This window comes from Sphingopyxis sp. H115 (assembly GCF_001468465.1).
Taxonomy (GTDB): domain Bacteria; phylum Pseudomonadota; class Alphaproteobacteria; order Sphingomonadales; family Sphingomonadaceae; genus Sphingopyxis.
On sequence record NZ_LNSA01000014.1, the window covers coordinates 63574 to 88002 of the forward strand.

General features: G+C 65.8%; 27 protein-coding genes. 22 read left to right on the plus strand and 5 right to left on the minus strand.

Going from position 1 to position 24429, the window contains the following annotated elements:
- Position 1: 1 nt before the first annotated feature.
- From ATE71_RS22890 to ATE71_RS11625, 3 genes are read left to right on the plus strand one after another with little or no spacing between them, the layout of a single operon-like run.
- Positions 2–787: an ImuA family protein gene (locus ATE71_RS22890; protein ID WP_058803504.1), complete on the plus strand. Its 786-nt coding sequence runs from the start codon at positions 2–4 to the stop codon at positions 785–787.
- On the plus strand, positions 690–2240 hold the full coding sequence (locus ATE71_RS11620) for a Y-family DNA polymerase (protein WP_235587990.1): 1551 nt from the start codon (positions 690–692) through the stop codon (positions 2238–2240). The genes ATE71_RS22890 and ATE71_RS11620 overlap by 98 nt, the downstream gene beginning before the upstream one ends.
- Complete coding sequence (locus ATE71_RS11625; RefSeq protein WP_058803467.1) at positions 2237–5509, plus strand: error-prone DNA polymerase; 3273 nt, start codon at positions 2237–2239, stop codon at positions 5507–5509. The genes ATE71_RS11620 and ATE71_RS11625 overlap by 4 nt, the downstream gene beginning before the upstream one ends.
- Positions 5510–5734: 225 nt before the next feature.
- Here the strand turns inward: ATE71_RS11625 and ATE71_RS11630 are convergent, their stop codons facing one another.
- Complete coding sequence (locus tag ATE71_RS11630) at positions 5735–6556, minus strand: flagellin (protein ID WP_058803468.1); 822 nt, start codon at positions 6554–6556, stop codon at positions 5735–5737.
- A gap of 250 nt (positions 6557–6806) precedes the next feature.
- On the opposite strand from ATE71_RS11630, the gene fliE reads away from it, so the two are divergent.
- From fliE to ATE71_RS11720, 18 genes are all read left to right on the plus strand, one after another.
- Entirely contained in the window at positions 6807–7160 is a 354-nt protein-coding gene (gene fliE, locus ATE71_RS11635) for a flagellar hook-basal body complex protein FliE (RefSeq protein ID WP_058803469.1), read from the plus strand.
- Between the two features lie 102 nt (positions 7161–7262).
- Complete coding sequence (gene fliF, locus ATE71_RS11640; protein ID WP_235587991.1) at positions 7263–8831, plus strand: flagellar basal-body MS-ring/collar protein FliF; 1569 nt, start codon at positions 7263–7265, stop codon at positions 8829–8831.
- On the plus strand, positions 8824–9855 hold the full coding sequence (gene fliG / locus ATE71_RS11645; RefSeq protein ID WP_058803471.1) for a flagellar motor switch protein FliG: 1032 nt from the start codon (positions 8824–8826) through the stop codon (positions 9853–9855). The genes fliF and fliG overlap by 8 nt, the downstream gene beginning before the upstream one ends.
- On the plus strand, positions 9848–10447 hold the full coding sequence (locus tag ATE71_RS11650; protein ID WP_058803472.1) for a FliH/SctL family protein: 600 nt from the start codon (positions 9848–9850) through the stop codon (positions 10445–10447). Before fliG ends, ATE71_RS11650 begins: the two co-directional genes overlap by 8 nt.
- Positions 10444–11775 (plus strand): FliI/YscN family ATPase, encoded by a 1332-nt coding sequence (locus ATE71_RS11655; RefSeq protein WP_058803473.1) that lies wholly within the window; start codon positions 10444–10446, stop codon positions 11773–11775. Before ATE71_RS11650 ends, ATE71_RS11655 begins: the two co-directional genes overlap by 4 nt.
- Complete coding sequence (locus tag ATE71_RS11660) at positions 11772–12218, plus strand: hypothetical protein (protein ID WP_058803474.1); 447 nt, start codon at positions 11772–11774, stop codon at positions 12216–12218. Before ATE71_RS11655 ends, ATE71_RS11660 begins: the two co-directional genes overlap by 4 nt.
- Positions 12215–13387 (plus strand): flagellar hook-length control protein FliK, encoded by a 1173-nt coding sequence (locus tag ATE71_RS11665; protein ID WP_082665175.1) that lies wholly within the window; start codon positions 12215–12217, stop codon positions 13385–13387. The genes ATE71_RS11660 and ATE71_RS11665 overlap by 4 nt, the downstream gene beginning before the upstream one ends.
- Positions 13388–13404: 17 nt before the next feature.
- On the plus strand, positions 13405–14010 hold the full coding sequence (gene fliL, locus ATE71_RS11670) for a flagellar basal body-associated protein FliL (RefSeq protein ID WP_058803476.1): 606 nt from the start codon (positions 13405–13407) through the stop codon (positions 14008–14010).
- On the plus strand, positions 14007–14933 hold the full coding sequence (locus ATE71_RS11675; protein WP_058803477.1) for a flagellar motor switch protein FliM: 927 nt from the start codon (positions 14007–14009) through the stop codon (positions 14931–14933). The genes fliL and ATE71_RS11675 overlap by 4 nt, the downstream gene beginning before the upstream one ends.
- Positions 14926–15264, plus strand: a complete 339-nt coding sequence (gene fliN, locus ATE71_RS11680; RefSeq protein ID WP_058803478.1) for a flagellar motor switch protein FliN — start codon at positions 14926–14928, stop codon at positions 15262–15264. Before ATE71_RS11675 ends, fliN begins: the two co-directional genes overlap by 8 nt.
- Positions 15264–15542 carry a flagellar biosynthetic protein FliO gene (locus ATE71_RS11685; protein WP_058803479.1) on the plus strand — a complete coding sequence of 93 codons (279 nt, stop codon included), beginning with the start codon at positions 15264–15266 and terminating at the stop codon, positions 15540–15542. The genes fliN and ATE71_RS11685 overlap by 1 nt, the downstream gene beginning before the upstream one ends.
- A complete protein-coding gene (fliP, locus tag ATE71_RS11690; RefSeq protein WP_058803480.1) occupies positions 15532–16302 on the plus strand; it encodes a flagellar type III secretion system pore protein FliP in 771 nt (256 codons plus the stop codon). Before ATE71_RS11685 ends, fliP begins: the two co-directional genes overlap by 11 nt.
- 4 nt (positions 16303–16306) lie before the next feature.
- The gene (locus tag ATE71_RS11695; RefSeq protein ID WP_058803481.1) at positions 16307–16576 is read left to right on the plus strand and encodes a flagellar biosynthetic protein FliQ; all 270 of its coding nucleotides are present in this window, start codon (positions 16307–16309) and stop codon (positions 16574–16576) included.
- A 7-nt stretch (positions 16577–16583) separates the two neighbouring features.
- Positions 16584–17363, plus strand: coding sequence for a flagellar biosynthetic protein FliR (fliR, locus tag ATE71_RS11700; RefSeq protein WP_058803482.1), 780 nt, complete (start codon positions 16584–16586; stop codon positions 17361–17363).
- Between the two features lie 3 nt (positions 17364–17366).
- Entirely contained in the window at positions 17367–18506 is a 1140-nt protein-coding gene (flhB, locus tag ATE71_RS11705; protein WP_058803483.1) for a flagellar type III secretion system protein FlhB, read from the plus strand.
- A 44-nt stretch (positions 18507–18550) separates the two neighbouring features.
- Positions 18551–19921 (plus strand): flagellar filament capping protein FliD, encoded by a 1371-nt coding sequence (fliD, locus tag ATE71_RS11710; protein ID WP_058803484.1) that lies wholly within the window; start codon positions 18551–18553, stop codon positions 19919–19921.
- Positions 19922–19944: 23 nt separating this feature from the next.
- Positions 19945–20334, plus strand: coding sequence for a flagellar export chaperone FliS (gene fliS, locus ATE71_RS11715; protein ID WP_058803505.1), 390 nt, complete (start codon positions 19945–19947; stop codon positions 20332–20334).
- A 68-nt stretch (positions 20335–20402) separates the two neighbouring features.
- On the plus strand, positions 20403–20954 hold the full coding sequence (locus tag ATE71_RS11720) for a septal ring lytic transglycosylase RlpA family protein (RefSeq protein WP_414892820.1): 552 nt from the start codon (positions 20403–20405) through the stop codon (positions 20952–20954).
- 28 nt (positions 20955–20982) lie between these two features.
- On the opposite strand, the gene ATE71_RS22515 is transcribed toward ATE71_RS11720, so the two are convergent.
- Positions 20983–21126, minus strand: coding sequence for a hypothetical protein (locus ATE71_RS22515; RefSeq protein ID WP_160328035.1), 144 nt, complete (start codon positions 21124–21126; stop codon positions 20983–20985).
- Positions 21127–21247: 121 nt separating this feature from the next.
- On the opposite strand from ATE71_RS22515, the gene ATE71_RS11725 reads away from it, so the two are divergent.
- Entirely contained in the window at positions 21248–21733 is a 486-nt protein-coding gene (locus tag ATE71_RS11725; RefSeq protein ID WP_235587992.1) for an Lrp/AsnC family transcriptional regulator, read from the plus strand.
- A gap of 122 nt (positions 21734–21855) precedes the next feature.
- Here ATE71_RS11725 and rpmG read toward each other — a convergent pair whose 3' ends face one another.
- The 3 genes from rpmG to ATE71_RS11740 form a co-directional block, all read right to left on the minus strand.
- Positions 21856–22023 carry a 50S ribosomal protein L33 gene (rpmG, locus tag ATE71_RS11730; RefSeq protein WP_003042331.1) on the minus strand — a complete coding sequence of 56 codons (168 nt, stop codon included), beginning with the start codon at positions 22021–22023 and terminating at the stop codon, positions 21856–21858.
- 215 nt (positions 22024–22238) lie between these two features.
- Positions 22239–22976, minus strand: coding sequence for an energy transducer TonB (locus ATE71_RS23050; protein ID WP_058803485.1), 738 nt, complete (start codon positions 22974–22976; stop codon positions 22239–22241).
- A 137-nt stretch (positions 22977–23113) separates the two neighbouring features.
- Positions 23114–24424 carry a glutamate--tRNA ligase gene (locus ATE71_RS11740; protein WP_058803486.1) on the minus strand — a complete coding sequence of 437 codons (1311 nt, stop codon included), beginning with the start codon at positions 24422–24424 and terminating at the stop codon, positions 23114–23116.
- Between the last annotated feature and the right edge of the window lie 5 nt (positions 24425–24429).

The window sequence follows — 24429 nt, forward strand, 5'->3', positions numbered from 1 at the left end:
GATGCGCGAGTCGTCTCACCCTCTCGCCGGGCTGCGCCAACGCATCGCCCGGATCGCCGCCAGCGGCGTGGAAAGCCACCGGGCCGAAGGCTGGCTGGCGAGCGGGCACGCGCGCTTCGACGACGCGCTCCAGGGTGGGCTCGCGATCGGGCACATCCATGAATTTTTTGCCGCCGACGCGCTCGATGCAACGAGCGCCGCCGCCTTCGCCGCGCTGGTCGCGCTGCGCACGCCGGGCAAGGCGCCGCTGATCTGGCTGCGTACCACCGACGCGAACAAGCGCAGCGGCCGCATCTATGCCCCCGGCATCGCCGAACTTGGCGGCGACCCCGACCGGCTACTGCTTGTCGAAACCGCCGATCCCAAGATGTTGCTCGCCTGCGCGAACGACGCGATCCGCTGCGCCGGGTCTGCGGCGGTGATCGTCGAAAGCTGGGGCAAATTCCCCTTGCTCGATCTAACCGCCGGGCGCCGACTCGCGCTTGGTGCGCGCGATGCGGGCACCACTCTGCTGATGCTCCGCCTGAATGCCGTGCCGACGCCGAGTGTCGCCGAAACGCGCTGGAGCGTGGCCGCTGCCGCCTCATACGCGCTCGAGGCCAATGCCCCCGGGGCGCCCGCTTTCGACCTCGAATTGCTGCGCTGGCGCGGCGGCCCCGCGGGGACGTGCTGGCGACTGGACTGGAACCATGACGAACATGCTTTCGGAGAAGCGCCGCTATCTGGCGCTCTTCTTCCCCTTCCTGCCCGCCGAGCGATGGCTTCGCACGGCGCCGCGGCCGCCTGACGCCCCGCTTGTCTTCGCCGAGAAGCAGCGCGGCGCGATGCGACTCGCGAGCGTCGATACCGCGGCGCTCGCGGTCGGGCTGCGCCCCGGCATGCCGCTCGCCGACGCGCGCGCGCAGGTCGGCGACCTCGCCATCGTGCCGCACGATCCGGCGTCCGACCAGGAGTGGCTCGACCGGCTCGCGCAGGGCTGCGCGCGCTATACACCGCTCGTCGCGCTCGACGCGCCCGACGGGCTGATCCTCGATATCGCGGGCGCTGAACATCTGCTGGGCGGTGAGGCGGGCGTGATCGCCGATATCGAGATGCGCTTCGCACGGCTCGGCATGACGCTGCGCCACGCGCTCGGGCCGACCGCCGACGCCGCGCGCGCGCTCGCGCGCTATCAGGCGCGCCCCGCCCCCGATGAAGCCAGCGCAATCCGCCGCCTGCCCGTTGCCGCGCTCGAACTCGAATCCGAGGCGGCGACCGCTCTCGTCCGCGCTGGCCTTAAGACGATCGGCGACCTTGCGGGCCGGCCGATGGCAAATCTCGCCGCGCGCTTCGGCGCCGACGCCGCGATGGCGCTGCGCCGCATATTAGGCGACGCGCCGAGCCCGCTCGACCCGCGGGTCACTCCGCCGCCGGTCGTCGCCGAACGCCGGTTCGCCGAACCGCTCGGCAGCAGCGCGCATGCCAACAAGGTGCTGGCCCAACTGACAGCCGAAGCGATCGAAGACCTCGCCGAACGCGGCAAGGGCGGGCGTCATTTCCGTGCGACCTTCTTTCGCAGCGACGGCCTCGCGCGGACGATCGCGATCGAGACCGCCCACCCGACGCGCGACTCCGGCCTTGTCATGCGCCTCTTTGCCGAGCGCATGGACAGTCTCGCCGACCCGCTCGACCCCGGTTTCGGCTTCGACATGATCCGTCTCGCGGTGCCGCGGCTCGAGGCACTGGGTGCGACGCAGCTGAAACTCGAGGGCGGTGCGGCACGCACGGCGAACGAAAGCGCCGCGATGGACGAGCTCGCCGACCGGCTCGCGACGCGCCTCGGGCGCGGGCGGGTACGACGGCTGAGCCCCGCCGACACGCATATTCCCGAACAGGCACAGCTCGAACTCCCCGCGATCGACGCGCCCACACCGCTGCCCTGGCAGGCGCCCGAGCCGGGCGAACCCCCGACGCGCCCCTTCCACCTCTTCGACCCGCCGCAGCCGATCGAGGTGATCGCCGAGGTGCCCGACGGCCCGCCGCACCAATTCCGCTGGCGACGCGCCTTCCACGCGATCCGCCGCTACGAAGGCCCCGAACGCATCGCCGCCGAATGGTGGCGGCGCCGGGACAATGGCGGACTGACGCGCGACTATTACCGCGTCGAGGATGCGCAGGGGCGCCGCTTCTGGCTCTTCCGCCACGGCCTCTACGACGAAAAACCCGATCCGCGCTGGTATATCCATGGGGTCTTCGCATGAGCGGCGCAGACGCCGATCCGGGCTTCGCCGAACTGGTCGCCGCAACCAATTACAGCTTCTTGCGCGGCGCCTCGGACCCCGCCGAAATGGTGGCCAAGGCAATCGCGCTCGGCATGACTGGCATCGGTATTGCGGATCGGAACAGCGTCGCGGGGGTGGTGCGGGCGTGGGCTTTTCTGAAAGATTTGCAGGTCAAGAAACCCGAGATGGTGGAGGGCTTTCGGCTGGTGGTCGGCGCCCGGCTCGTCTTCGCCGACGGCACCCCTGATATCGTCGCCTACCCTGTCGATCGACAAGGCTGGGGACGTCTGACGCGTCTTCTGTCGACCGGAAACCTGCGCGCGCAAAAGGGCGGCTGCATTCTCCATCTCGAAGACCTGCTCGATCATTGCGACGATCTCCTCCTCATCGCGATGGAAGGCGACGGGAAACTGCTCCGGACCCTCAAAAGCAAGCGGCCGAAATCACTCTGGTTGGCCGCCATGATGCCACAATCGGGCGCCGACGCGCGCCGGCTGGCCGAACTCCAGCGCCTGTCGGCGGCAACCGGCGTTCCGCTGCTCGCGACCAACGACGCTCTCTATGCAGCCAAGGAACAACGCCCGCTTCACGATATTATCACCTGCATCCGCGAGGGGACGACGGTCGCGAAGGCCGGCAAGCTGCTTCGCGCCAATGGCGAGCGTTATCTGAAAGCGACCGCCGAGATGAAACGCCTGTTCGACGGCTATCCTAAGGCGATTGAAGCAAGTGCAAAGCTGCTCGCGCGTATCAGCTTTCGCCTCGAAGATCTGCGATATGAATATCCGCACGAGCCGGTACCGCCGGGATGGAAACCCTTTCCCTATCTGCACCATTTGGTGAAAACCGCCGCCGAGGAGCGCTACAAAACGCCGCTCCCGCCGAAAGTCCGGAAGCTACTCGCTGACGAGCTGCGGCTGATCAAGAAGCGGCGCTACGTCTATTATTTCCTGACCGTTTACGATCTTGTCCGCTACGCCCGGTCACAGCAGCCGCCGATCCTGTGCCAAGGCCGCGGATCGGCCGCTAATTCGATTGTCTGCTTCCTGCTCGGCGTGACCTCGGTCGATCCGATGAAACACGACCTTCTCTTCTCACGTTTCGTGTCTGCCGAACGCGACGAGCCCCCCGACATCGACGTCGACTTCGAACACGAACGACGCGAGGAGGTCATCCAATATATCTATGATCGCTATACGCGCGACCGCGCCGCGATCGCCGCGACCGTCATCCATTACCGCCCGCGCAGCACGATCCGCGAGGTCGGCAAGGCGCTAGGGTTCAGCGAGGACGTCACCGCACGCCTCGCCGATACGAGCTGGGGCAGTTGGGGCGACGAAGTTCCGATCGAGCGGTTCGTCGAAGCCGGGCTCAATCCGCATAATGGCGAGATCGAACGGCTGCACCGTTTCGTCGGCGAATTGCTTAAAGCGCCGCGTCATTTGTCGCAGCATGTCGGCGGCTTCATATTAACCGAAGGACGGCTCGACGAACTCGTCCCGATTCACAACGCCGCGATGGAGGATCGAACCTTCATCGAATGGGACAAAGACGACATCGACGCACTGGGACTGATGAAGGTCGACGTGCTCGCGCTCGGCATGCTGACCTGCATTCGCAAATGCTTCGACCTGATGCGCGAACATGATCTTGGCGATCATACGTTGGAAGTCGACATCGATTGTGATGATCCCGAAGTCTACGGCATGTTGCAGACGGGCGACAGCATCGGCGTTTTTCAGGTCGAAAGCCGCGCGCAGATCAACATGTTGCCGCGCCTCAAACCGAAGATTTTCTACGATCTGGTGGTGCAAGTGGCGATCGTCCGCCCTGGCCCGATCGAGGGCGACATGGTCCACCCCTATCTACGACGTCGCAACAAGGAGGAGCCGGTGGAATTTCCCGAACCCGCCCCGCCGCATCCGCCCGACGAACTGCACGATGTTCTAGGCAAAACCTATGGCGTCCCCCTGTTTCAGGAACAGGCGATGAAACTCGCCATCGTTGCCGCTGAATTTACCCCTGACGAAGCCAATGGCCTGCGCCGTGCGATGGCCACCTTCCGGAATGTCGGAACGATCGAGAATTTCCGCGATAAGATGATCGGCGGGATGGTGCGGCGTGGCTACAGCCAAGATTTCGCAGAGCGCTGCTTCAAACAGATCGAAGGCTTCGGCAGCTACGGCTTTCCGGAAAGCCACGCCCAGTCGTTCGCGCGGCTCGTCTATGTCTCCTCATGGATCAAACACTACCATCCCGCCGTCTTCGCGTGCGGCCTGCTCAACTCGCAGCCGATGGGCTTCTACGCCCCCGCGCAGCTGGTGCGCGATGCGCAGGAGCATGGGGTCGAGGTGCGTGCGGTCGATGTCAATGCGAGCGGCTGGGACAATAGTCTCGAGCGAAAGGACGACGGCAGCCTCGCGCTTCGGCTCGGTTTTCGCCAGGTCGACGGGTTTCGCGAGGAATGGGCGAGGCAGATCGCCGAGGCGCGGAGCACCGCTCCCTTCGCCTCGGTCGAGGAACTCGCGCGCCGTGCCAACCTGCCGTCGCGCGCGCTGCGCCTGATCGCCGATGCCGACGCGTGCCGATCGATGGGGCTCGACCGGCGACCCGCATTGTGGGATGCGCGGCGGGTGCGGCAGGGGGTGTTGCCGTTGTTCGGCGCGGCCGGAACCGATGAACTCGGTGCCGAGGAGGACGCCCAGTTGCCGCCGACGCCGATGGTCGAGCATGTACTCACCGATTACCAGACGACGCGGCTGTCGCTGAAGGGCCATCCGATGGCCTTCCTGCGCCGCGATCTGGCACGCGAAGGCATATTGACTGCCACCGAGGTCGCGGCGGCAAAGAACGGATCGCTCGTGCGCACCGCGGGCGTCGTGCTGATCCGCCAGCGGCCGGGGAAGGGCAATGCGATCTTCATTACGCTCGAAGACGAGGGGGGGATCGTCAATATATTGTTGTGGGCCCGCCTCTTCGAACGTCAGCGGCGCGCCGTCATGGCGTCGCGGCTGATGCTTGCCGAGGGCGAAGTGCAGCGGAGCAAGGAAGGGGTGATCCATCTGATGGCGACGCGGATCGTCGACCGGACGGCGATGCTCGATACGCTGGGGAGCGACCGGCGCTTCGATCCCGAAATCTGCCGCGCCGACGAGGTCAAGCACCCGCAGCTGCCGCGCGGTCATGCGGCGCAGCACGGCCATCCCCGCAACGTCCGTATCCTGCCCAAGTCGCGGGATTTTCATTAGTTGTGGCCGACCAACGTCGGCAACGGCACCGCGGCCCGCTCCCCCTCCCGGCCTCCCCAACGATAGTAACCTAGGGAGGCCGGGAGGGGGGAGCGGGCTGGTGCCGTCCCAGTTCGGCCATGCCGAACAGACAAAAAAGATGATGCCCCGGCTGTGGGGGCCGGGGCATCGGATCAGGCTATCTAAGGGACCAACCGAATATAGCCTGAAATTTGTTCGCGGATATTAGCCGCGGAGCAGGTTCATCACGCCCTGCGAGCTCTGGTTCGCCTGAGCGAGCATCGCGGTCGAGGCCTGCGCCAGGATGCCGGCGGCGGCGAGGTTCGTCGATTCCACGGAGAAATCGGCGTCTTCGATGCGCGATTTCGCTTCGTCCAGATTGGTGACACGCGACGTCAAATTATCGACAGCCGAGGTCAGGCGGTTCTGCTGCGCACCAAGGTTGGCGCGTTCTTCGGCGACGATGGTGATCGCATCGTCGATCGTTGCGAGTGCGCCGGTGGCGCCCGCAGCGGTCGCGACCGAAACCGCGTTGACGCCCAGACCGGTCGCCGACAAGCTGGCGACGGTGATGTTCACCACTTCGGTATCGTTGATGCCGGTCTGGATGTCGAAACCGGTGGCGACGCTGCCGTCGATCAGCTGGTTGCCGTTGAAGGTCGTCTGCGTCGTGATGTCGCCGATCTGCGAAATCAGCGCGCCGACTTCTTCCTGCACCAGCGCGCGGTCATCGTCGCTCAGCGTGCCGTTCGAAGCCTGCATCGCGAGTTCACGCATCCGGATCAGGATGTCCGAAATGCTGCCCGCGGCGCTGTCGGCGGTCTGGGCGAGCGAAATGCCGTCGTTGGCGTTGCGGATCGCCTGGGTGAAACCGCGAGATGCGGCCTCCATGCGGGTCGCGACGGCGAGGCCGGCGGCATCGTCCTTCGCAGCGTTGATGCGCTTGCCGCTCGACAGGCGTTCCATCGCCTGCGACTGCATTTGGCCTGCGACACGCGAATTGTTCTGGGCGCGAAGCGCGCTCACATTGGTGTTGATGACAGTCATCTTTGTTCCTTTCCGGCCTCGATGGCCATTCCCGTGATGTGAGGGCTCGAGGAGCGGTCACGGAAAGCAGTAACGACGAGCAGCGGCGGCGCTTAAGTCCGCCCCGTCAAAAAAATGCCAGCGACCGCCAGATGTCATCGTTGTTTGGATTTAAAGTATTGAAATAAATAAATTAAATTTTTTGGCACGAGCTTTGCATTCTTCTTTGTGCGTGCGGCAGGCCGCCGCGCAACAGGACGGATGAGAAGCAATGAGCACGATTGACCCGAGCCGGCTGCTGCAGATGCGCAGCTCGATCCTCAATCAGAATCAGGCGTTGCAGCGCGCTGCGGGCCGCGGCGGGATCGGCGCGGCCGAAGGCGGCGTCGAAGGAACCGGGGGCACACCCGATTTCGGCGCCGCGATCAACAACGCCCTACAACAGGTCAACGCCCAGCAGGCGAAGGCGAGCCAGATCAGCGAAGCCTATGAACGCGGCGACACCCACGACATCGTCAGCGTGATGATCGAACGGCAGAAAGCCTCGCTCGGTTTCGAAACCACGCTGCAAGTCCGCAACAAGCTGCTGTCCGCATATCGCGACATCATGAACATGCCGGTGTAACCCATGGCCGAAGCACAAATCCTGACCCCCGTCCCCAATTCTCTGGATAACGCGTCCGCGAACCGCCTTCCCGCTCCCCTCCTCGGCGGTCGCTTCGCACCCGTGAGCCAGTTTATCCGGCAGCCTGCGGTGCAGCGCGCATTGCCCGCGATCGCGATGACCTCGGCGATCGGCATCGCCGCGCTTGCCTGGTTCACGATGCAGGCGGCCCCGCAGGCCCAGCTGTTCGCCGGGCTCGACGACGCCGACAAGGCGGCGGTTGCCGAGGCGCTACAGTCGCAGGGCATCGCGCACAGCATCGACGCGTCGACCGGCGCACTCACCGTCGATGCCGATAAATTGCACCAGGCGCGCATCGCGCTCGCCGGACAGGGGCTGCCCAAGGCGGCGCCGAGCGGCGACAGCCTGATTGCGTCGCTTCCCATGGGGTCGAGCCGCGCGATCGAGGGCGAAGCGCTGCGTTCGGCGCGCGAGGCCGACCTGTCGCGCACCATCGAGACGATCGATGCGGTGAGGAGCGCGCGCGTCCATGTCGCGGCCGCCGAACCGAGCCTGTTCGTCCGCGAAGATAAGCCCGCCACCGCGTCGGTGATGCTCACCCTCCAGAACGGCCGCTCGCTGTCCGACGGACAGGTGCAGGCGATCCGCTTCCTCGTCGCCTCGTCGGTCCCCGGCATGAACGCCGATCAGGTGTCGGTGATCGACCAGCGCGGCGCGCTGCTCTCCGACACCGCAAGCGGCAGCGACATGAAGGCGTTCCAATTGCAATTGCAAGTCGAGGACCGGTTCCGCCGCGCGCTCGATACCTTGCTCGGCCCGATGCTCGGCGCCGGCAATTACACGGTCGAGGTCCATGCCGACGTCGACATGTCCGAGAGCCAGGCGACGCGCGAGAGCTTCCCCGAGAACGATCGCGCGCTGACCAGCGAACAAATCACCCGTTCGACCAGCGGCACGAGCGCCCCCGCCGTCGGCATCCCCGGCGCGCTGTCGAACCAGCCGCCGCAGGCGACAACGGTCACCGCCGAAGGCCCGCAGCCGGCGACGCCCGGCGCGGCCCCGGCGCCCGGCGTCGAGAGCAACGAAAATGCCGCCCGCGCCTATGAAGTCGGCCGCGAGATTTCGGTGACGCATTCGCCGCAGGGCAAGCTGCGCCGTGTCTCGGTCGCGGTCGCGCTCAACCAGGGCAAGAAGGCGCTGACGCAGGCCGACCTTACCAAGATCGACAATCTGGTGAAGGGCGCGATCGGTTACGACGCGACTCGCGGCGACCTCGTCGCGATCAACCAGCGCCCCTTTGCGCCGGTCGAGGACATCGCTCCCGCCTTTTACGACCAGGGCTGGTTCCTGCCGCTCGTCAAGCAGGTCGGCGCGATCCTCGCCGCGCTGCTCGCCTTCCTCTTCATCGGCCGCCCTATGATCCGCGCGGCGAAAGAACGTGCCGCAAAGCGCGCCGAACAAAATCAGGAGCTCGAAGCATCGCTCCTCGCCGCGACCGACCGCCCCGCGCTCGGCAATGGTCAAGGTAGCCGCGAAATCACGCTCGAAATGATCGAACAGGCGCCGAGCTATGAAGCACGCGCCAACCTCGTCCGCGCCTTCGTCCGCCAGGATTCGGCTCGCGCCGCGCTCGTCGTCCGCCATCTGATGCAGGAGGGGGCCCGTGCCTGACGTCGCCGAACTCGACAATGTACCCACGACGCCGACGATCGACGGATCCGCCGCCGCTGCCATCCTGCTGATGCTGCTCGACGAAAGCGAGGCCGCGACGATCCTGAAACAGCTGGCGCCGGAAGAGGTCCGCCAACTCGCGAAGGCGATGTTCGATACCGCTAACGCCAGCGAACAGCAGATCGGGCAGGCGCTCGACCGCTTCGTGACGCGCAGCCGCGACGTCAGCGCGCTAGCGATCGGCGCCGACACGCGCATCCGCACCGTGATGACCGAAGCTGTCGGCAACGTCCGCGCCGACAATATCCTGGCGGCCGTCGCGCCGCAGCGGAGCGCCGCGTCGCTCGAAATCCTGCGCTGGATGGACGTCGACGCGATCAGCGGCCTGCTCGCCAGCGAGCATCCGCAGGTTGGCGCGCTGATCCTCTCGGTGCTCGTACCCGACATCGCCGCCCGCGCGATCGAGACGCTCGACGAAGTGTTGCAGGCCGACCTCGTCCTCCGCGCCGCGATGCTCACTTCGGTCCCCGCCGCGGCGATCGAGGATCTCGAATCGGTGCTCGCAAGCGCGAACGTCGACGGCCAGCGCGTCGCCAAGCAGGCGATCGGCGGGCCGAGCGACGTCGCCAAGATCATGAAGAAGATGCCGAAACAGCTTTCGGAACGCACGATCCGCGCGCTCAAGAAGCACGACCGCATCCTCGCGCAGACGATCGAGGAGGAGATGTTCATCTTCGAAAATCTGCGCGACCTCGACAAGAAGAGCCTCGGCAGTGTGCTACGCTCGGTCGATGCGGCGCAGCTCGCGATCGCGCTGAAGGGCACCGACGAGGATATGGTCGATCTGTGCCTCGCCACCATGTCGAAGCGCGCATCGGAAACGATCCGCGATGAAATGGCCGAAATGACGATGGTCAAGCGCGCCGACGTCGACGAAGCGCAAAAGGGCATCATGCTGATCGTCCGCCAGATGGCGGCGGCCGGCGAAATCATGATCGCCGGGGGCGGCGACGATTATGTCTGATCGCAGCGCCGAAACCGGCTTCGCCCCCGTCACGCTCGGCGAGGCGATGGCTCGCAAAAGCGGCTTTCGTCCGCTGTCCTTTGCGCCCTCGCGCTTTGCCGACCAGGCGGAGCAGGAAAGCGCGGCCGAGGTCGACGTCGACGATCCCTTTGCGCGGGGCCTTGCAGAAGGCCAGCGTATCGCCGAAGCCGCGTTCGTCGCCGAACGTCACCAACTGCTTGCGCTGCTCGCCGGCGCCGAAGCGCTGCAGGACGAGCCGAGCGAGGAGCTGGCGCAGCTGATCGCCGAAACCGTCGAACGGCTGGTGCGCCAGATCGTCGCTGCCGCCCCGATCGATGCCGATTGGCTCAAGGCGCAGGCCGAAACCGCCGCCGCGATGGTCGCCGACGCCGACAAGGCACGCACCTTGTGGGTCCACCCCGACGATGCCGCCCTGCTCGCCGATTGCCCGCTGACGCTGGGCATCGAAAGCGACCCGGCGATGGTGCGCGGGACGATCCGCCTCGAAACATCGACTGGCTGGATCGAGCATGGCCGCGCCGTCTATCTTGACGAATTGCGCGCGGCGCTCGGCACGGGAGAGGCCGCATGACCCGCCGCCTCGCCCTGTCCGCACAACAGCTTCTCGAGGCCGTCGACCTGACAAACGCCAGCCCGCGCCGGATCGGTACGCTCGTCGCGCACGAGGGCATCATGCTAGAAGTATCGGGTTTCCCGCAGCCGCTGGGCAGCAATGTCCGCATCAAGTCGGCCGACAACGACTATGTCTATGGCGAAGTCGTCGGTTTTCGCGGCCACCGCAGCCTTGTCCTGCCGTTCGACACCAACAAGCCGCTGGTCACCGGCGCGCCCGTCGAACCGCATGGCGCGAGCTCGATGGTCGCCGTCGGCAAGACGCTGCTAGGCCGCATCATGGACGCACAGGGCAATCCGCTCGACGGCCGCCCGGCGATCAAGTCGCAGTTCCAGTGGCCGCTCGCCGGCCGCAAGGTCAATCCACTGCGCCGCGGCCGCGTGACCAAGCCGCTCAACATGGGCGTGCGCGCGATCAACGGCCTGCTCACCGTCGGCGAGGGCCAGCGCGTCGCGATCATCGCAGGGTCGGGCGTCGGCAAGTCGGTACTGATGGGCCAGATGATCGCGGGCACCGAATGCGACGTGATCGTCGTCGGGCTGATCGGCGAACGCAGCCGCGAGGTCAGCGACTTCGTCGAAACCAAGCTGCCCCCCGAAGTCCGCAAAAAGTCGGTCGTCGTCGCGGTCCCCGCCGACCATCCGCCTTTGCTCCGCCTGCGCGCCGCAATGCGCGCGACCGCGATCGCCGAAGCCTTCCGCGCCGAAGGCAAGAAGGTGCTGCTGCTGATCGACAGCCTGACCCGCGTCGCGCATGCGCAGCGCGAGATCGGGCTGACGCTGGGCGAGCCGCCCACGATGAAGGGTTATCCGCCGTCGGTCTTCGCGCTCATTCCCTCGCTGTGCGAACGCGCGGGCATCGACCGCGAAACCGGAGGCTCGATCACCGCGCTCTACACCGTCCTCGCCGATGGCGGCGACATCGACGATCCGGTCGTCGATAGCGCCCGCGCGATCGTCGACGGGCATATCATCCTGTCGCGCCAGCTTGCCGAACAGGGCGTCTATCCCGCGATCGACGTCGCGCGTTCGCTTTCGCGCACGATGGCCGATTCGGTCGATCCCGACCATGCCGCCGCCGCAACGCGTTTTCGCCAGCTGTGGTCCGCCTATGAAGAGAATCGCGATCTGATGCTGATGGGCGCCTATGTCGCCGGCAACGATCCGGTGCTCGACGAAGCGATCGCCCGCCACGCCGACCAGCTCGCCTTCGTGACCCAGCCCGCCAAAGCGCGGGTCGATTTCGACATTTCCCGCCAGACCCTGATTGAAGGATATTCCGCATGACCGCCCGTACCGCACGCCGCAAACGTATCATCCGCGTGCGCACCGTCGAACATCAGATGGCCGAGGCCAATCTGGCGCGCGCCACCGGCGAGCTGGCAAACCTCGTCGAGCTCGCAAAGCGGCTCGAAACGCTGCGCGTCGATCTGGCGGTGGCCAAGGGCGCTGTTGCCGGCGGTGCGCTCAACACGATCGGCGAACTCGCGATGCGGCTCGACATGGCGAAGGAAAATCTGACCGCCCCGTTGGCAGGCGCAAGCGCCCGCCGCGACCATATGGGCGCGCTCGCGCAAAGCGCGATGGCCAAGGAAGAATCGGCGGTTCGACTGTACGAGCGCAGCCGCAAGTCGGCCGAAGCCGAGCAGGAACGCCGCAGCGACGCCAATCGCCCGCATCGCGCGCGCGCAGGCATGCGCCTCCGCCTGATCGAAGGCGGCGCGGCATGATGAGCGCATCGCCCCCTCCGACGGCGCAGCCGACAATGCCGGCCGGTTTCGCCGCCTTCCTCGCCAATATCGGGTACCTTTCCGAAAGCGGCAGCGATGGCGGTTTCGATCGGCTTCTCGCGGCCGCACCGGCCCAGGCTGCCGCGATGCCGGTTACGCAGGCCCCCGTACCGCAGGCTGTCGTACCGCAGGCTGCCGTACCGCAAGCTGAAGGCCCGCCCGCCGAAACCGATACCGCGGCGGAGGTTCCGGCCGACAAAACCGTTCCTGTCGAAACCGACGCCACAGCGCAGGCTGAAAAGCTGCTTATCGCATTGAACGGCGGCGCTCAGTTGGCAACGCCGGCGCCCGGGAAACCGGCCGCGACCGCACCCGAAACAGACGCGCAGTCGAAACCCAGGACGGCCGATGGGGCGGAGGCACCAGCGGGCACCGCGGCGAGCTGGGCGGCGGTCGTAGCGGCCACCGTCCCTGTGAACGCCAAGGCCGAAACGCCCGTCGATGCGCCCGCAACGCCGGCCGATGGCCGCGGAAATTTGGCCGATGTCCCACCGGCCGCGGTCCTCGCCGCAAAACCGCGCGACGCCGCATCGACGCTACCGCTGGCGGCGGCAATGACGACCGAAGCCCCCATTGCCAAGCCCGCCGACGCGGCGCCGTCGATGACGGTCCTCTTTGCGCAGCCGGCGACGCAGGGCGCGGCCACTTTGTCCGAGGTCTCCGCGCCTGCGCAAGTTGCCGAACGCGCGCTCGACATGGACAGCGACGGCGCATGGATCGACCAGCTCGCGCGCGACATCGCGGCGACAAAATCGGACAGCGGAGATATCAGCTTTCGCCTGATGCCGCGCCACCTCGGCCGTCTCGACGTTGCCATGCAGATGGGTGACGACGGCGTCGCGCTGAAGATGGATACGCATCATGAGGCAACCGCGACGATCGTGAACGCGGCGCAGGGCCGACTTGTCGAAGAACTCCGCCAACAGGGCGTCCGGGTCGCCGGCGCCGAAGTCACCTGCACGCCGGGAGAAACCGGCCGCCAGTCGCATAACCAGGGCCAGGGCCGGACCGCCGCGCCAGATGCCGCCCACCTCATCGAAACCGCCACCGAACGCGCCGAGCCGCGTGACGAAGGGCGCGCCGCCGAACGCCGCGGCCGCTTTGCCTGATCAGAAAGGGTCCCATCATGGCCAAGGACAATGTCGAAGACGCGCCCAAGAAAAAGGGCAAGTTCAAGAAGCTGCTGCTGATCGGCGTCGCCGCGATCGCGCTGATCGGGGCGGGCGCGGGCGCCGGCATCTATTTCGGTGCGCTGTCGGCGCACGAGGCCAAGCCCGAGGATAAATATCCGAAGCTCGTCCTGCGCAGCGAGGACAGCGGCGAACCCGCCGCCGAAGGCGAGGACAAGGAAGCGCCGCCGAAGGTCGGCACCGTGTCGGTCCCCAATGACCGGTTCAAGGTCGATCCGCGCAAATACGAGATCACCTATTATCCGATCACCGACAGTTTCACGACCAACCTCGCCGACGGATCGGGCTTCCTGCAGGTGGGTATCAGCCTTTCCACCTTCTATGACGGCAAGGTTATCAATAATATCAAACGGCAGGCGGTGCCCATTCGTTCGGTCGTCCTTATGGTGCTCGCCGAACAAGATCCGGCGTTGCTCTCCACATCACAGGGGAAACAGCGGCTTCAACGTCAGTTGACCGCCGCGATCAATGATGTGCTGCGCGACAAAGAAGGATTCGGGGGTGTCGACAATGTTTATTTTACGAGCCTGGTGATTCAGTGACTGCCAGTGCCACATCCGTCAAAGCCGCGAAGGCTTCGGCCACCCCGAAGGGGGAGACGAACGCGTCGCTGCTGCTGCGCAAGGCCGAAGGCAGCTACGCCTTCCCCGCGCTCGACAGTGTCGCCAATCAGTTTGGCCGCAGCCTGCGCGACCTCTTACGCGCGCTCGGCGCGCCGGCCATCCAGGTCGAGCGCGCGAGCGCCGATCAGATGAGCTTTGCCGAATGGAGCGCCGCGGCCGCGCCCGCAATCTTCTGGCGCTATCATGCCCCGCCGCTGAAAGGTCCCGTTCTGGTCGCAGCGGCGCGATCGCTCATTCTCCAGCTTGTCGACATTTTCTATGGCGGCAAGGGACAACCTGCCGCCGAACGCGAAGATCTGACCGACGCCGAAGAGCGTTTCGCGGCGCGCCTTGGCCGCGACATGGGGTTGCAACTCGCGACCGCATGGGGCGAGAAGCTGGCGGTCGAGCCCGAACTCGACTGTGTGACGACCGACCCCGCGAAGCTCGCGGCGGTCCGCGCCGACGACGAGATGTTCGTCCAGCATTTCACCCTGCGCGGCGCCCCCTTCGAAGGTCGCACGATCACGTGCGCCTACCCGCTTGCCGCGCTCCGCGGAATCGCCGGGGCCGACGTCATCGAAACACAGGCCGCAAACGATGCCGACCCCCAGTGGTCGAACGCGCTCAACAAGGCGCTGCGCGACGTCCGGCTGCCCGTCCGCTCGGTCCTCGCGCGCCCCGAAATCAGCCTCGTCAAGCTGCTGGCGCTGGAAGTCGGCGACATCATCCCGCTCGCGATGCCGCGCCACGTGCCCGTCACCGTCGCCGGCCGCAGTTTCGCGGTCGGCAGCATCGGCGAAGCCAATGGCAATGCCGCCATCATGATCGAAGAAATCGAAAAAGGACCGAACCATGACTGACCTCAGCGACGCCACCGCAGCGCCCCGTGTCGACCGCCGCGACAACAAGACGATCGCCGCGGCGCCGAACTTCGACCTGCTCGCCGGCGTCTCGCTGCGCGTATCGGTCGAGGTCGGATCGACCTCGATGACGCTCGCCGAACTGCTCGCGCTCGGCGAAGGCAGCGTGATCGAACTCGATCGCGCCGCGACCGACCTGCTCGACATCTATGCCAATGGCACGCTGATCGCCAAGGGCGAGATCGTCAGCGTCGATGGCCGCTATGGCATCCAGGTCGCCGAAATCGTCGCGCCGGCGCGCGGCCTCGAAGGTTTCGAGCGGAGGGCCTGATGTTCGAATATATCCTGCGCCTGCTCATCCTGTTGCCGATCATCGGCGGCATGGCATGGGGCAGCCTGTGGCTGTGGAAGCGCGTCCAGATGGGCGTTCCGCTTGTCGGCGGCGGCGCCCGGACGCGTGCCGTCGAAATGGTCGACGTTCTGCCGCTCGGTCCGGGATCGAAGCTCGCGGTGGTCGAATTTGCCGGGCGGCGCATCCTCGTTGCGGTGTCACGGAACGGCATCACGCGCCTCGCCGACGACAGCCAGGGGGATTTCCATGCGGACTGATCGCCGCTTCTGGCTGCGCGCTGCGGCCCTTGTCGGCGGCGCCGCGCTGCTTTGCGCCGCGCCGGCCGCCTATGCACAGGCAACCGACGGCCTCAACCGCGCGGTAAGCGAAATCGGCGGAGACGGCCGGCCGCTGAGCCTGTCGCTCCAGATCCTCGTCCTGATGAGCCTCTTGACGGTGCTGCCGTCGTTGCTGCTGATGATGACGAGTTTCACGCGGATCATCATCGTGCTGTCGATCCTGCGCCACGCGCTCGGGCTCCAGCAGACGCCGCCGAACCAGGTGCTTGTGGGTCTCAGCCTTTTTCTCTCGCTGTTCGTCATGCAGCCGGTGATCAGCGAAGTGAACCGCGTCGCGATCGAACCTTATGGGCAAGAACAGATCGATATCGGCGAGGCGGTGTCGCGCTCGGGCGAAGCGCTGCACGGCTTCATGATGAAGCAGACGCGCAAGACCGACCTGATGATGTTCGCCAAGATCGCGAAAGCGCCGACCTACGCGAGCCCGAAGGACGTGCCTTTCTCGATCCTGCTGCCCGCCTTCGTCACCAGCGAACTCAAGACCGCCTTCCAGATCGGCTTCCTCATCTTTCTGCCCTTTCTCGTCATAGACCTGATCGTTGCGTCGGCGCTGATGTCGCTCGGCATGATGATGTTGTCGCCGACGATCATATCGATGCCCTTCAAGCTGCTCCTCTTCGTCCTCGTCGACGGCTGGGCGCTGACGATGGGGTCGCTCGCATCCTCCTTCGTGAGTTAGCGCGATGGAAGCTGACTATTTCATCGGGGTCGCGCAGCAATCGCTATGGATTCTCGCGCTCGCCTCGGCACCGCTGCTGCTGCCGGTGCTCGTGATCGGGGTGCTGCTTGGCATGGTCCAGGCGGCGACGTCGATCAACGAACAGACGCTGACCTTTATCCCCAAGCTGATCGTCGCGGCGGTCTGCCTTGCAATCTTTGGGGGCAGCATCCTTGTCCTGCTCACCGATTTCACCCGCGAAATCTTCGCGCAGATCCCGGCGCTCGTCCGATAGGACGCCGATGAATCCTGCCGACATCCCGAATATCGAGGCGATGCTCCAGCTGTGGATGCTGGGGATGATCCGCCCCGGTGCCGCGTTCATTGCCGCGCCGGTGTTCGGCGCATCGAACGTGCCGGTACAACTGCGGCTGGTGATCGCGCTCGCCGTCGGAGTGCCCGCGGTGGCGGCGTCGGGCATGACCCTGCCGGCGGAAGGCATCGTGTCGATCCCGGGTTTCTTCTTCGTCATCGGCGAGGTGGTGATCGGGCTCGCGATCGGTTTCGTGCTCCAGATGGGACTCGCCGCCGCGCTGCTCGCGGGCGAAGTGATCAGCAATGCGATGGGCCTCGGCTTCGCGTCGATGGTCGATCCGCTGAGCGGTGCGTCGAGTTCGGCGATCGGCCAGTTCCTGTCGATGATGGCGACCGCGCTGTTCCTTGCCGCCGATGGCCATCTCGTGCTGATCGATATCATCGTGGGAAGCTATGACGCGCTGCCGCCCGGCAACGCCTTTCCCTCGTGGGATGCGATCGGCGGCCTCATCCGTTTCGGCAGCCTGATGTTCGCCGCGGGCCTCACCATCGCGATGCCGGTCGGATTTGTCCTGATACTCGTCCAGATCATCATGGGTGTGATCGGCCGCTCGGCCCCCGCACTCAACCTGTTCGCGGTCGGCATCCCCGCGACCTTGCTCGCGGGGATTGTGCTGCTCGGCATCGCGACCCCTGCAATGGCAGAGGCGATCGCGCGCATCCTGTCCGACTCGCTCGACGCCGCGCGCATGATGGCCGGGATTTGATCGGTGGCCGAAGGCAGCGACAAGGACCAGAAAACCGAACAGCCGACGGCGAAGAAGCTGTTGGATTCGGCGCGCGAGGGCGATGTGCTGATGTCGCGCGAGCTGGCCACGGCGCTGATGATGCTCGCGGCTGCCGGCTGGATGATCGCCGCGGGCGGCTGGTTCGTTCAGTCGGCGAGCGACCTTGTCCGCCGCGGGCTGACGCTGACCGCCGCCGATGTCGCCGATTTTGCGCCGGGCGAGGCATTGATGCGCAACGGGGTCGAAATCCTACTGCCGCTCGCCAGCCTGTTTGCGCTTGCGCTGGGAGCCGCGATCGCCGGGCCCGCGATGCTCGGATCCTTTGGATGGCGCGGCAAGGCCCTGCATTTCAAGGGCAACCGGATGAACCCGATGAGTGGGCTCAAGCGGATGTTCGGCCTGCAGGGCGCGACCGAACTCGGCAAGGCCCTGGCCAAGGTGTTGTTGCTCGGGACGATCGGCTACTGGCTGGTCGGACGCAGCTTGCCGGCGATCATGGGCATGGCATCGACCGATCTGACGGCGGCGGTCGGGCTTGCCGGAAAATCGATCGGCCACGCGATGCTGGTGCTCGCCGGCGGGCTGGTCGTCATCGCGCTGATCGACGTGCCGGTGCAATGGTTCCAGCGCAACAAGCGGCTGATGATGAGCAAGCAGGAAATCAAGGACGAGATGCGCCAGTCCGACGGCGCGCCCGAACTGAAGCAGGCGCAGCGGCAGCGCGCGCACGAGATTTTGAGCGGATCGGCGCGCAAGGCGGTATCCGAGGCCACCGTCGTCCTGACCAACCCGACGCATTTTTCGGTCGCTCTTCGCTATCGTCCCGGGACCGACGCAGCGCCGGTCGTGGTCGCACGCGGGCGCGGCGATGTCGCGCTGTCGATCCGCGAGCTCGCCCGCACCGCCGCCGTCCCGATCCTCGAATATCCTCAGCTGACCCGCGCCATCTATTTCACCGCGCGTGCCGGGCGGGTCATTCCCGAAGAATTGTTCGTCGCTGTCGCCACAGTGCTCGCCTTCGTATTCCAGCTAGAACGCGCGGCAGCGGAAGGAATGGTCCAACCGCCGGTCGATGTACCGCCATCGCATCATTTCGATCCCGAGGGTCGCCGACAGGCTTAAGATCGTCCGCAGGCCGCCGTTAAGAAGGCCGAAGGATATTTTGCATGGTCAGTTCAATCGCCAACAGCCTCGGCTTTGGGTCGGGCATCGACATCAAACAGCTGGTCACCGACCTGTCGAACGCTTCGCGCGACCCCAAGATCGCACGCATGGCCGAACTGACGCAGGCGAACCAGACGCGAATCAGCGCGCTGTCGCAGGCGCGTGCCGATCTCGACGGATTCGCCAATTCGCTGGGCCAGATGGTCGCTGACGGAACGCTGCGCAGCACGCCGACCGTGTCCGACGAAAGCGTGCTCGGCGCCACCAGCCGCGCCGGCATGTCCGCCGACAGCTTTGCCGCAACCGTCGTCGTTAACCAGCTCGCGCGCGCGCAGACCAATTATTCGGGCATCGTCGCCAGCCGCACCGACGCGATCGGCACCGGCACGATGACGCTGACCGTCGGCGGCGTCGACACGACGATCACCATCGACGCAAACAACAACAGCCTCGACGGTCTTGCCGCCGCGATCAACGGCAGCGGTGCCGGCGTCACGGCATCGATCATTGCCGACGAGGGGGGCCATCGCATCATCCTAAAAGGGCCGCCGGGCGAAGTCGGCGCCTTCACCCTCGCCGCCGACGCCGGGGCCGATCCCGGCCTCTCGGCCTTTGCGACGTCGAGCGGGATGACCGAGGGCCAAAGCGCCGCCAATGCCGAATTCACGATCGACGGCGTCGCCTTCAGCCGCGCCAGCAACATCGTCGACGATGTCATTCCGGGCATGTCGCTCACGCTGAAAAAGGCGGCGCCCGGCCAGCCTGTCGATATCGGCGCAAGCCGCCCGCTCGACATGATCAAGCAGACCGTCGGCGATTTCGTCGCGGTCTACAACCAGCTCAAGAAAAGCCTCGTCGCCGCGTCGAGCCTGTCGGGCCCGACCACCGGATTGCGCGAGCTCGAACGCGAACTCGGTGGCCTGATCCACAAGGTGATTTCAAGCCACGGCAGTATCAATCAGCTGTCCGACATCGGCATTTCGACGACGAAGGACGGCCTTCTGGCGGTCGACAATGCCAAGCTCGACAAGGCGCTCGAAACCGACGCCGGCGCGGTCGAGGCGCTGTTCAACCCCCGCCGCGATGCCACCCATACCGAACAGAGCGATCCCGGGATCGCTTTCGCGCTCGACGCGATTCGCGACAAGGCGGTCGGGATCAATGGCGCCATCGATCGCGTGTCGAAATCGCTCGACGCCAAGAAAGAAAACCTCACCGACCAGCTCGAAAAGATCGAGGAGCGCGAGGATGCCTACAAGGCACGTCTCGAAAAGCAATATGGCAAGCTCGAAGCGCGGCTCGCCGCGTTCAAGGCGACGCAATCCTATCTCGAACAGCAGATTGAGCTCTGGTCGAACCAGGGCAATAATTAATACAACGCTTGGGGACCGACGCCGTGACCGCCACCGCATCGACCGTCCGGGCAACCGGACTCTATCGCCGCTTGCAGCATGAAAGCCGCGCCGCCGCCGCCGACCCGGTCGAACTGGTGACAATGCTGTATGACGAGTTGGAGACCGCCATCGGCGTACTCGCCGCCATGATCCGGCAAGGACAGCGCATTTCGGCGACCGAGCCGGCGCACCGCGCGCGCGCGATCCTGATCGGCCTCGATGCGGGGCTTGATCGCGACAAGGGCGGCGACGTCGCGACGGCGCTGTCGCGCGTCTATCGCAGCATGCGCCGCAAGCTCGACGATGCGGTTGCCGTGAACAGCGCCGAGGGGTTAGCCGAACTTCTCGAAGGCGTGTTGACCATCAGCGGTGCATGGCGCCAGCTGCGCTGATTGCGCCGGGCGCAGGTCTTTATCCCGGCACCGTCCCGTTCTAGGGTCGCGGAATGACAGGAAAATCCATGATCCGTGTCGGATGCGCCGGCGCGATGCTGATGATGCTCGCTGCCTGTGCGGGGGGCAATTTCCGGCCGGTGAGCGACACGCCGGTACGGATCGGCCCGGCCTATTCGATTCGCGGCACGACCTATGTACCCGCTGCCGCGCCGTCCTATGACGCCGTGGGATATGCCAGCTGGTACGGAAGCGAGTCGGGGAACCGCACCGCCAATGGCGAAGAATTTCGTTCGGGCTGGATCACGGCCGCGCATACCACGCTGCCGCTCCCGACCTATGTCGAGGTAACGGCGCTCGACACCGGTCGGCGGATTATCGTTCGTGTCAACGACCGCGGGCCATTTGCGAAAAGCCGGATCATCGACCTATCGCGCGGCGCGGCCGAAGACCTTGGCATCAAGGCGCAGGGGCACGCGCCGGTGCGCGTGCGGCGCGTCGAACCGTCGGAACAGGATCGCGAACGGCTTCGCAAAGGGAAACCCGCCGGTGGCTTGGATCCGGTGTCCGGGCGCGAATTGCAACGCCTGCGCGCGCGGCTCGAAACCCGCGCGCGCTAGGGTCAGGATTAATCGATCGCGGTCCCGTTTACGCGGGCCTGCGTTTTGCGGCGGTGATCGCCCGATCGCGCCAAGGCGCGGCATAGTGAATCGCAACCGCCGCTGCCGATGCTTCGACCACCGCAGTCCACCAGCGGCCGAAACCATGAGCTTTCTTGTTCTGGAACATCATTCACCTCACAATACCGGAGCCGATAGGGAATGGCCCGGACCTGCTTTCTCTATGTCGGGACGCATGGTGATCGGCGCTAAAATTGGCCATGAACGCGACGAATTTTGGCGTTATGGGCTTAATGATGCGAAAAGTGATCAACCTCGACGAATTCGACCGGCGGTTGCTGGCGCTGGTCCGGCAGGACAATCTCCTCCCCGCGCGCGTCCTCGCCGAAAAAGTCGGCCTGTCGCTGTCGGCGGTGCTGCGCCGGCTGCGCCGGCTGCGCGACGAAAAGATCATCGTCGCGGACATCGCGATCGTCGATCCCGCGCTGACCGGATCGGCATTGACGATGCATGTGCTCGTCCAGATGCAACAGGCCGGACCGCAGACGATGGACGCGTTCGCGCGGCAGATCGCGCGGCATCCCGAAGTGACGGGCGCGTGGGACGTGACCGGCAACGATGATTTCCTGCTGAAGATCCAGGTCGGTTCGATGGAGGAATATGACGCCTTCACCCGCCGCGCGCTGGGCGAGGACAAGGGCGTGCATTCCTTCACAACCATGATCACGATCCGCAACATCATCGAGAATGATATCGCGCGGCGACCGCTTCGCGAGTGACGCTGGCGACGGGCACGAAAAAGGGCGGCACAATGGCCGCCCTTCTGGATCGCTCCGGATCCCCGCCGTCGCGAGGATAGCGTATCGCTATCCCGTTCAGCCTTGCTGAACGGGTGGATACGTCACTTGATCTTGGCTTCCTTGAACTCGACATGCTTGCGCGCACGCGGATCATATTTGCGCACCGACATTTTCTCGGTCATCGTGCGCGGGTTCTTTTTCGTGACATAGAAAAAGCCCGTGTCGGCGGTGCTCACCAGCTTGATCTTGACGGTCGTCGGCTTGGCCATGGCCCTATTCCTCGAAATAACTGCACATCCGCCGGCGACCCGACCGATGCCGCGGGACTAGGGGCCCCGACGTTGGTGTGAAAAACATAGAGGGCCGCGCGCATGGCGCCGCCCCCGATATCCGGGCGCCTTTGGCGGGATTCGGCCTTTCTGTCAAGCGAAAGGAGCGGGCGGGCGGCGTAAAACCGCCCGCCGCAGCCGGTCCCGATAGCGGATCAGCCGTTGCGAATCTGGAAATGGACCGTCATCACCTTCCAGCTTTCTTCCGCTACGCCGCCGCGCGTCGCGGGCTTGAAGCGCCATTTGGCAAGCGCCCGCCGCCGGGTTTCCTCGAAAAAGCCGGGGCTGTCGGCGCTGATCAGCTCGACCGCCTTGACGCGACCGTCGGTGCCGATCAGCACCCGCACCTTGGCACTTCCCTCGATCTCGCGCCGCTGCTCGCTCGCCGGATAGTCGGGCTGAAAGGCGCCAGCGAAGCGCGAATCGAGCTGGGCGAGCACGAGTTTGGGTTTGGCCGGCGCGACGGGCGGATCGATCGGGGCCGACGGCGCGTCGCCGGTACCCGCCGGCGGCACAACGGGCGGCAGCGGCGGCGCCTCGGGCGGATCCTGCGCGATCGGGGGAAGCGGGTTCGGCGGCGCCGTGAAGTGGGTCTGCTGCGGCTGTGTCTGGGGTTTGGGATCGGGCTTTTGCTCGGGGGGTTTCGGCTTGGGCAATGTGATCGACGTCCATGGCGGCGTCGATGTCGTGGGTTCGTCGACAATGATCATCGGCGACAGCGCCACCGCCGCGACAAGTGCCGCCGGCAGGCCAATTGCGAACAGCGCGGCTACCGGATGATGGCGATTGTCGCTGCCGTAAGTTGCATGCGCCACGGCACCAGAGGCACCGGCGGGCACCGTCGTCGCCTCGGGCGTGGCGACGATCGCGGAAATCAGGGGTATCAGGGTCATGGCCTCTCTCCTTGCCTTTCGACCCGGCTTCGCGGCGTTCCGGCCGTCCTATCGGCTGGGTCGGAGCTAAGTAATATTATAACATCACTCCATTTGTCAAGCGAATCACTCGGCAAGCTAACGCGAGATCGGGAAGGTCAGGCGGCGGAAAGCCGCGCGACCACCTCGCTCTTGGCAACCAGCGGCAGCAATTCGGCCATGTCCGGGCCATGATCGCGCCCCGTGAGCGCCCGGCGCAGCGGCAGGAATAGCGCGCGGCCCTTTGCCCCCGTCGCATCCTTCACCGCGCCAGTGAGCACATGCCAGGGATCGTTGGTCCAGTCGATATTCGGCGCGGCGGCGGCGGCGGCGTCCAGAACCGCCCGGTCGGATTCGCCGGCCGGCGGCGGGTCAAAGGGGCCGTCGAACACCGGTACCCATCCGGCGGCTTCGGCCACCGTCATCAGATTAGGGCGAATCGCGTTCCAGCGCGCTTCGGTTATCGCGGCGGGGAGCCGGTCGGCGACAGCCTCATAGTCGGTATGGTGCAGGATTTTCTGATTGAGCAGCGCCAGCTCGGCCTCGTCGAAGCGCGCGGGCGCTCGGCCAAAGCGCGCGAAGTCGATGCTCTCGATCAGCGGTGCGGGCATCGTCACCGGCTCGACCGGGTCGCTGGTGCCGAGCCGCGCGAGCAGCGCGACGATAGCGATCGGCTCGATCCCCTCATCGCGCAGGCTCGCCATGCCGAGCGAGCCGAGCCGCTTCGACAATTTGCCTTCGGTGCCGACGAGCAACGCTTCGTGCGCGAACGCGGGCGGCTTCGCTCCCAGCGCTTCGAACATCTGGATCTGCGCCGCGGTGTTCGACACATGGTCCTCGCCGCGCACGACATGGGTGATGCCCATCGCGATATCGTCGATCACGCTGGGAAGCAGGTACAGCCAGCTGCCGTCGGCGCGGCGCACGACGGGATCGGACATCGTCTTGGGCTCGAAATGCTGCGGCCCGCGCACCATGTCGGTCCATTCGATCGGCGCGTCATGGTCGAGCTTGAAACGCCAGTGCGGCGCCACGCCTACGGGCACCGGCGCGCCCTCGGGCTTGCGCTCGTACACCGGCGGCAATCCACGCGAAAGCAGTATCTTGCGGCGAATGTCCAGCTCTTCGGGCGTCTCGTAGCAGGCATAGACCCGTCCGGCCGCCTTCAGTTTCTCGAACTCGCCCTCATAGAGCGCGAAGCGCGCCGACTGCCGCTCCTCGCCGTTCACGTCGAGCCCGAGCCACGCCAGGTCGGCGCGGATCGCATCGACATACTCCTCTTTCGACCGTTCGAGGTCGGTGTCGTCGATGCGTAGCAGGAAGCGCCCACCGTGCCTCCGCGCCCACAGCCAGTTGTGAAGCGCGGTGCGGACATTGCCGACGTGCAGGCTGCCGGTGGGCGAAGGGGCGAAGCGGGTCGTGACGGTCATGGGCG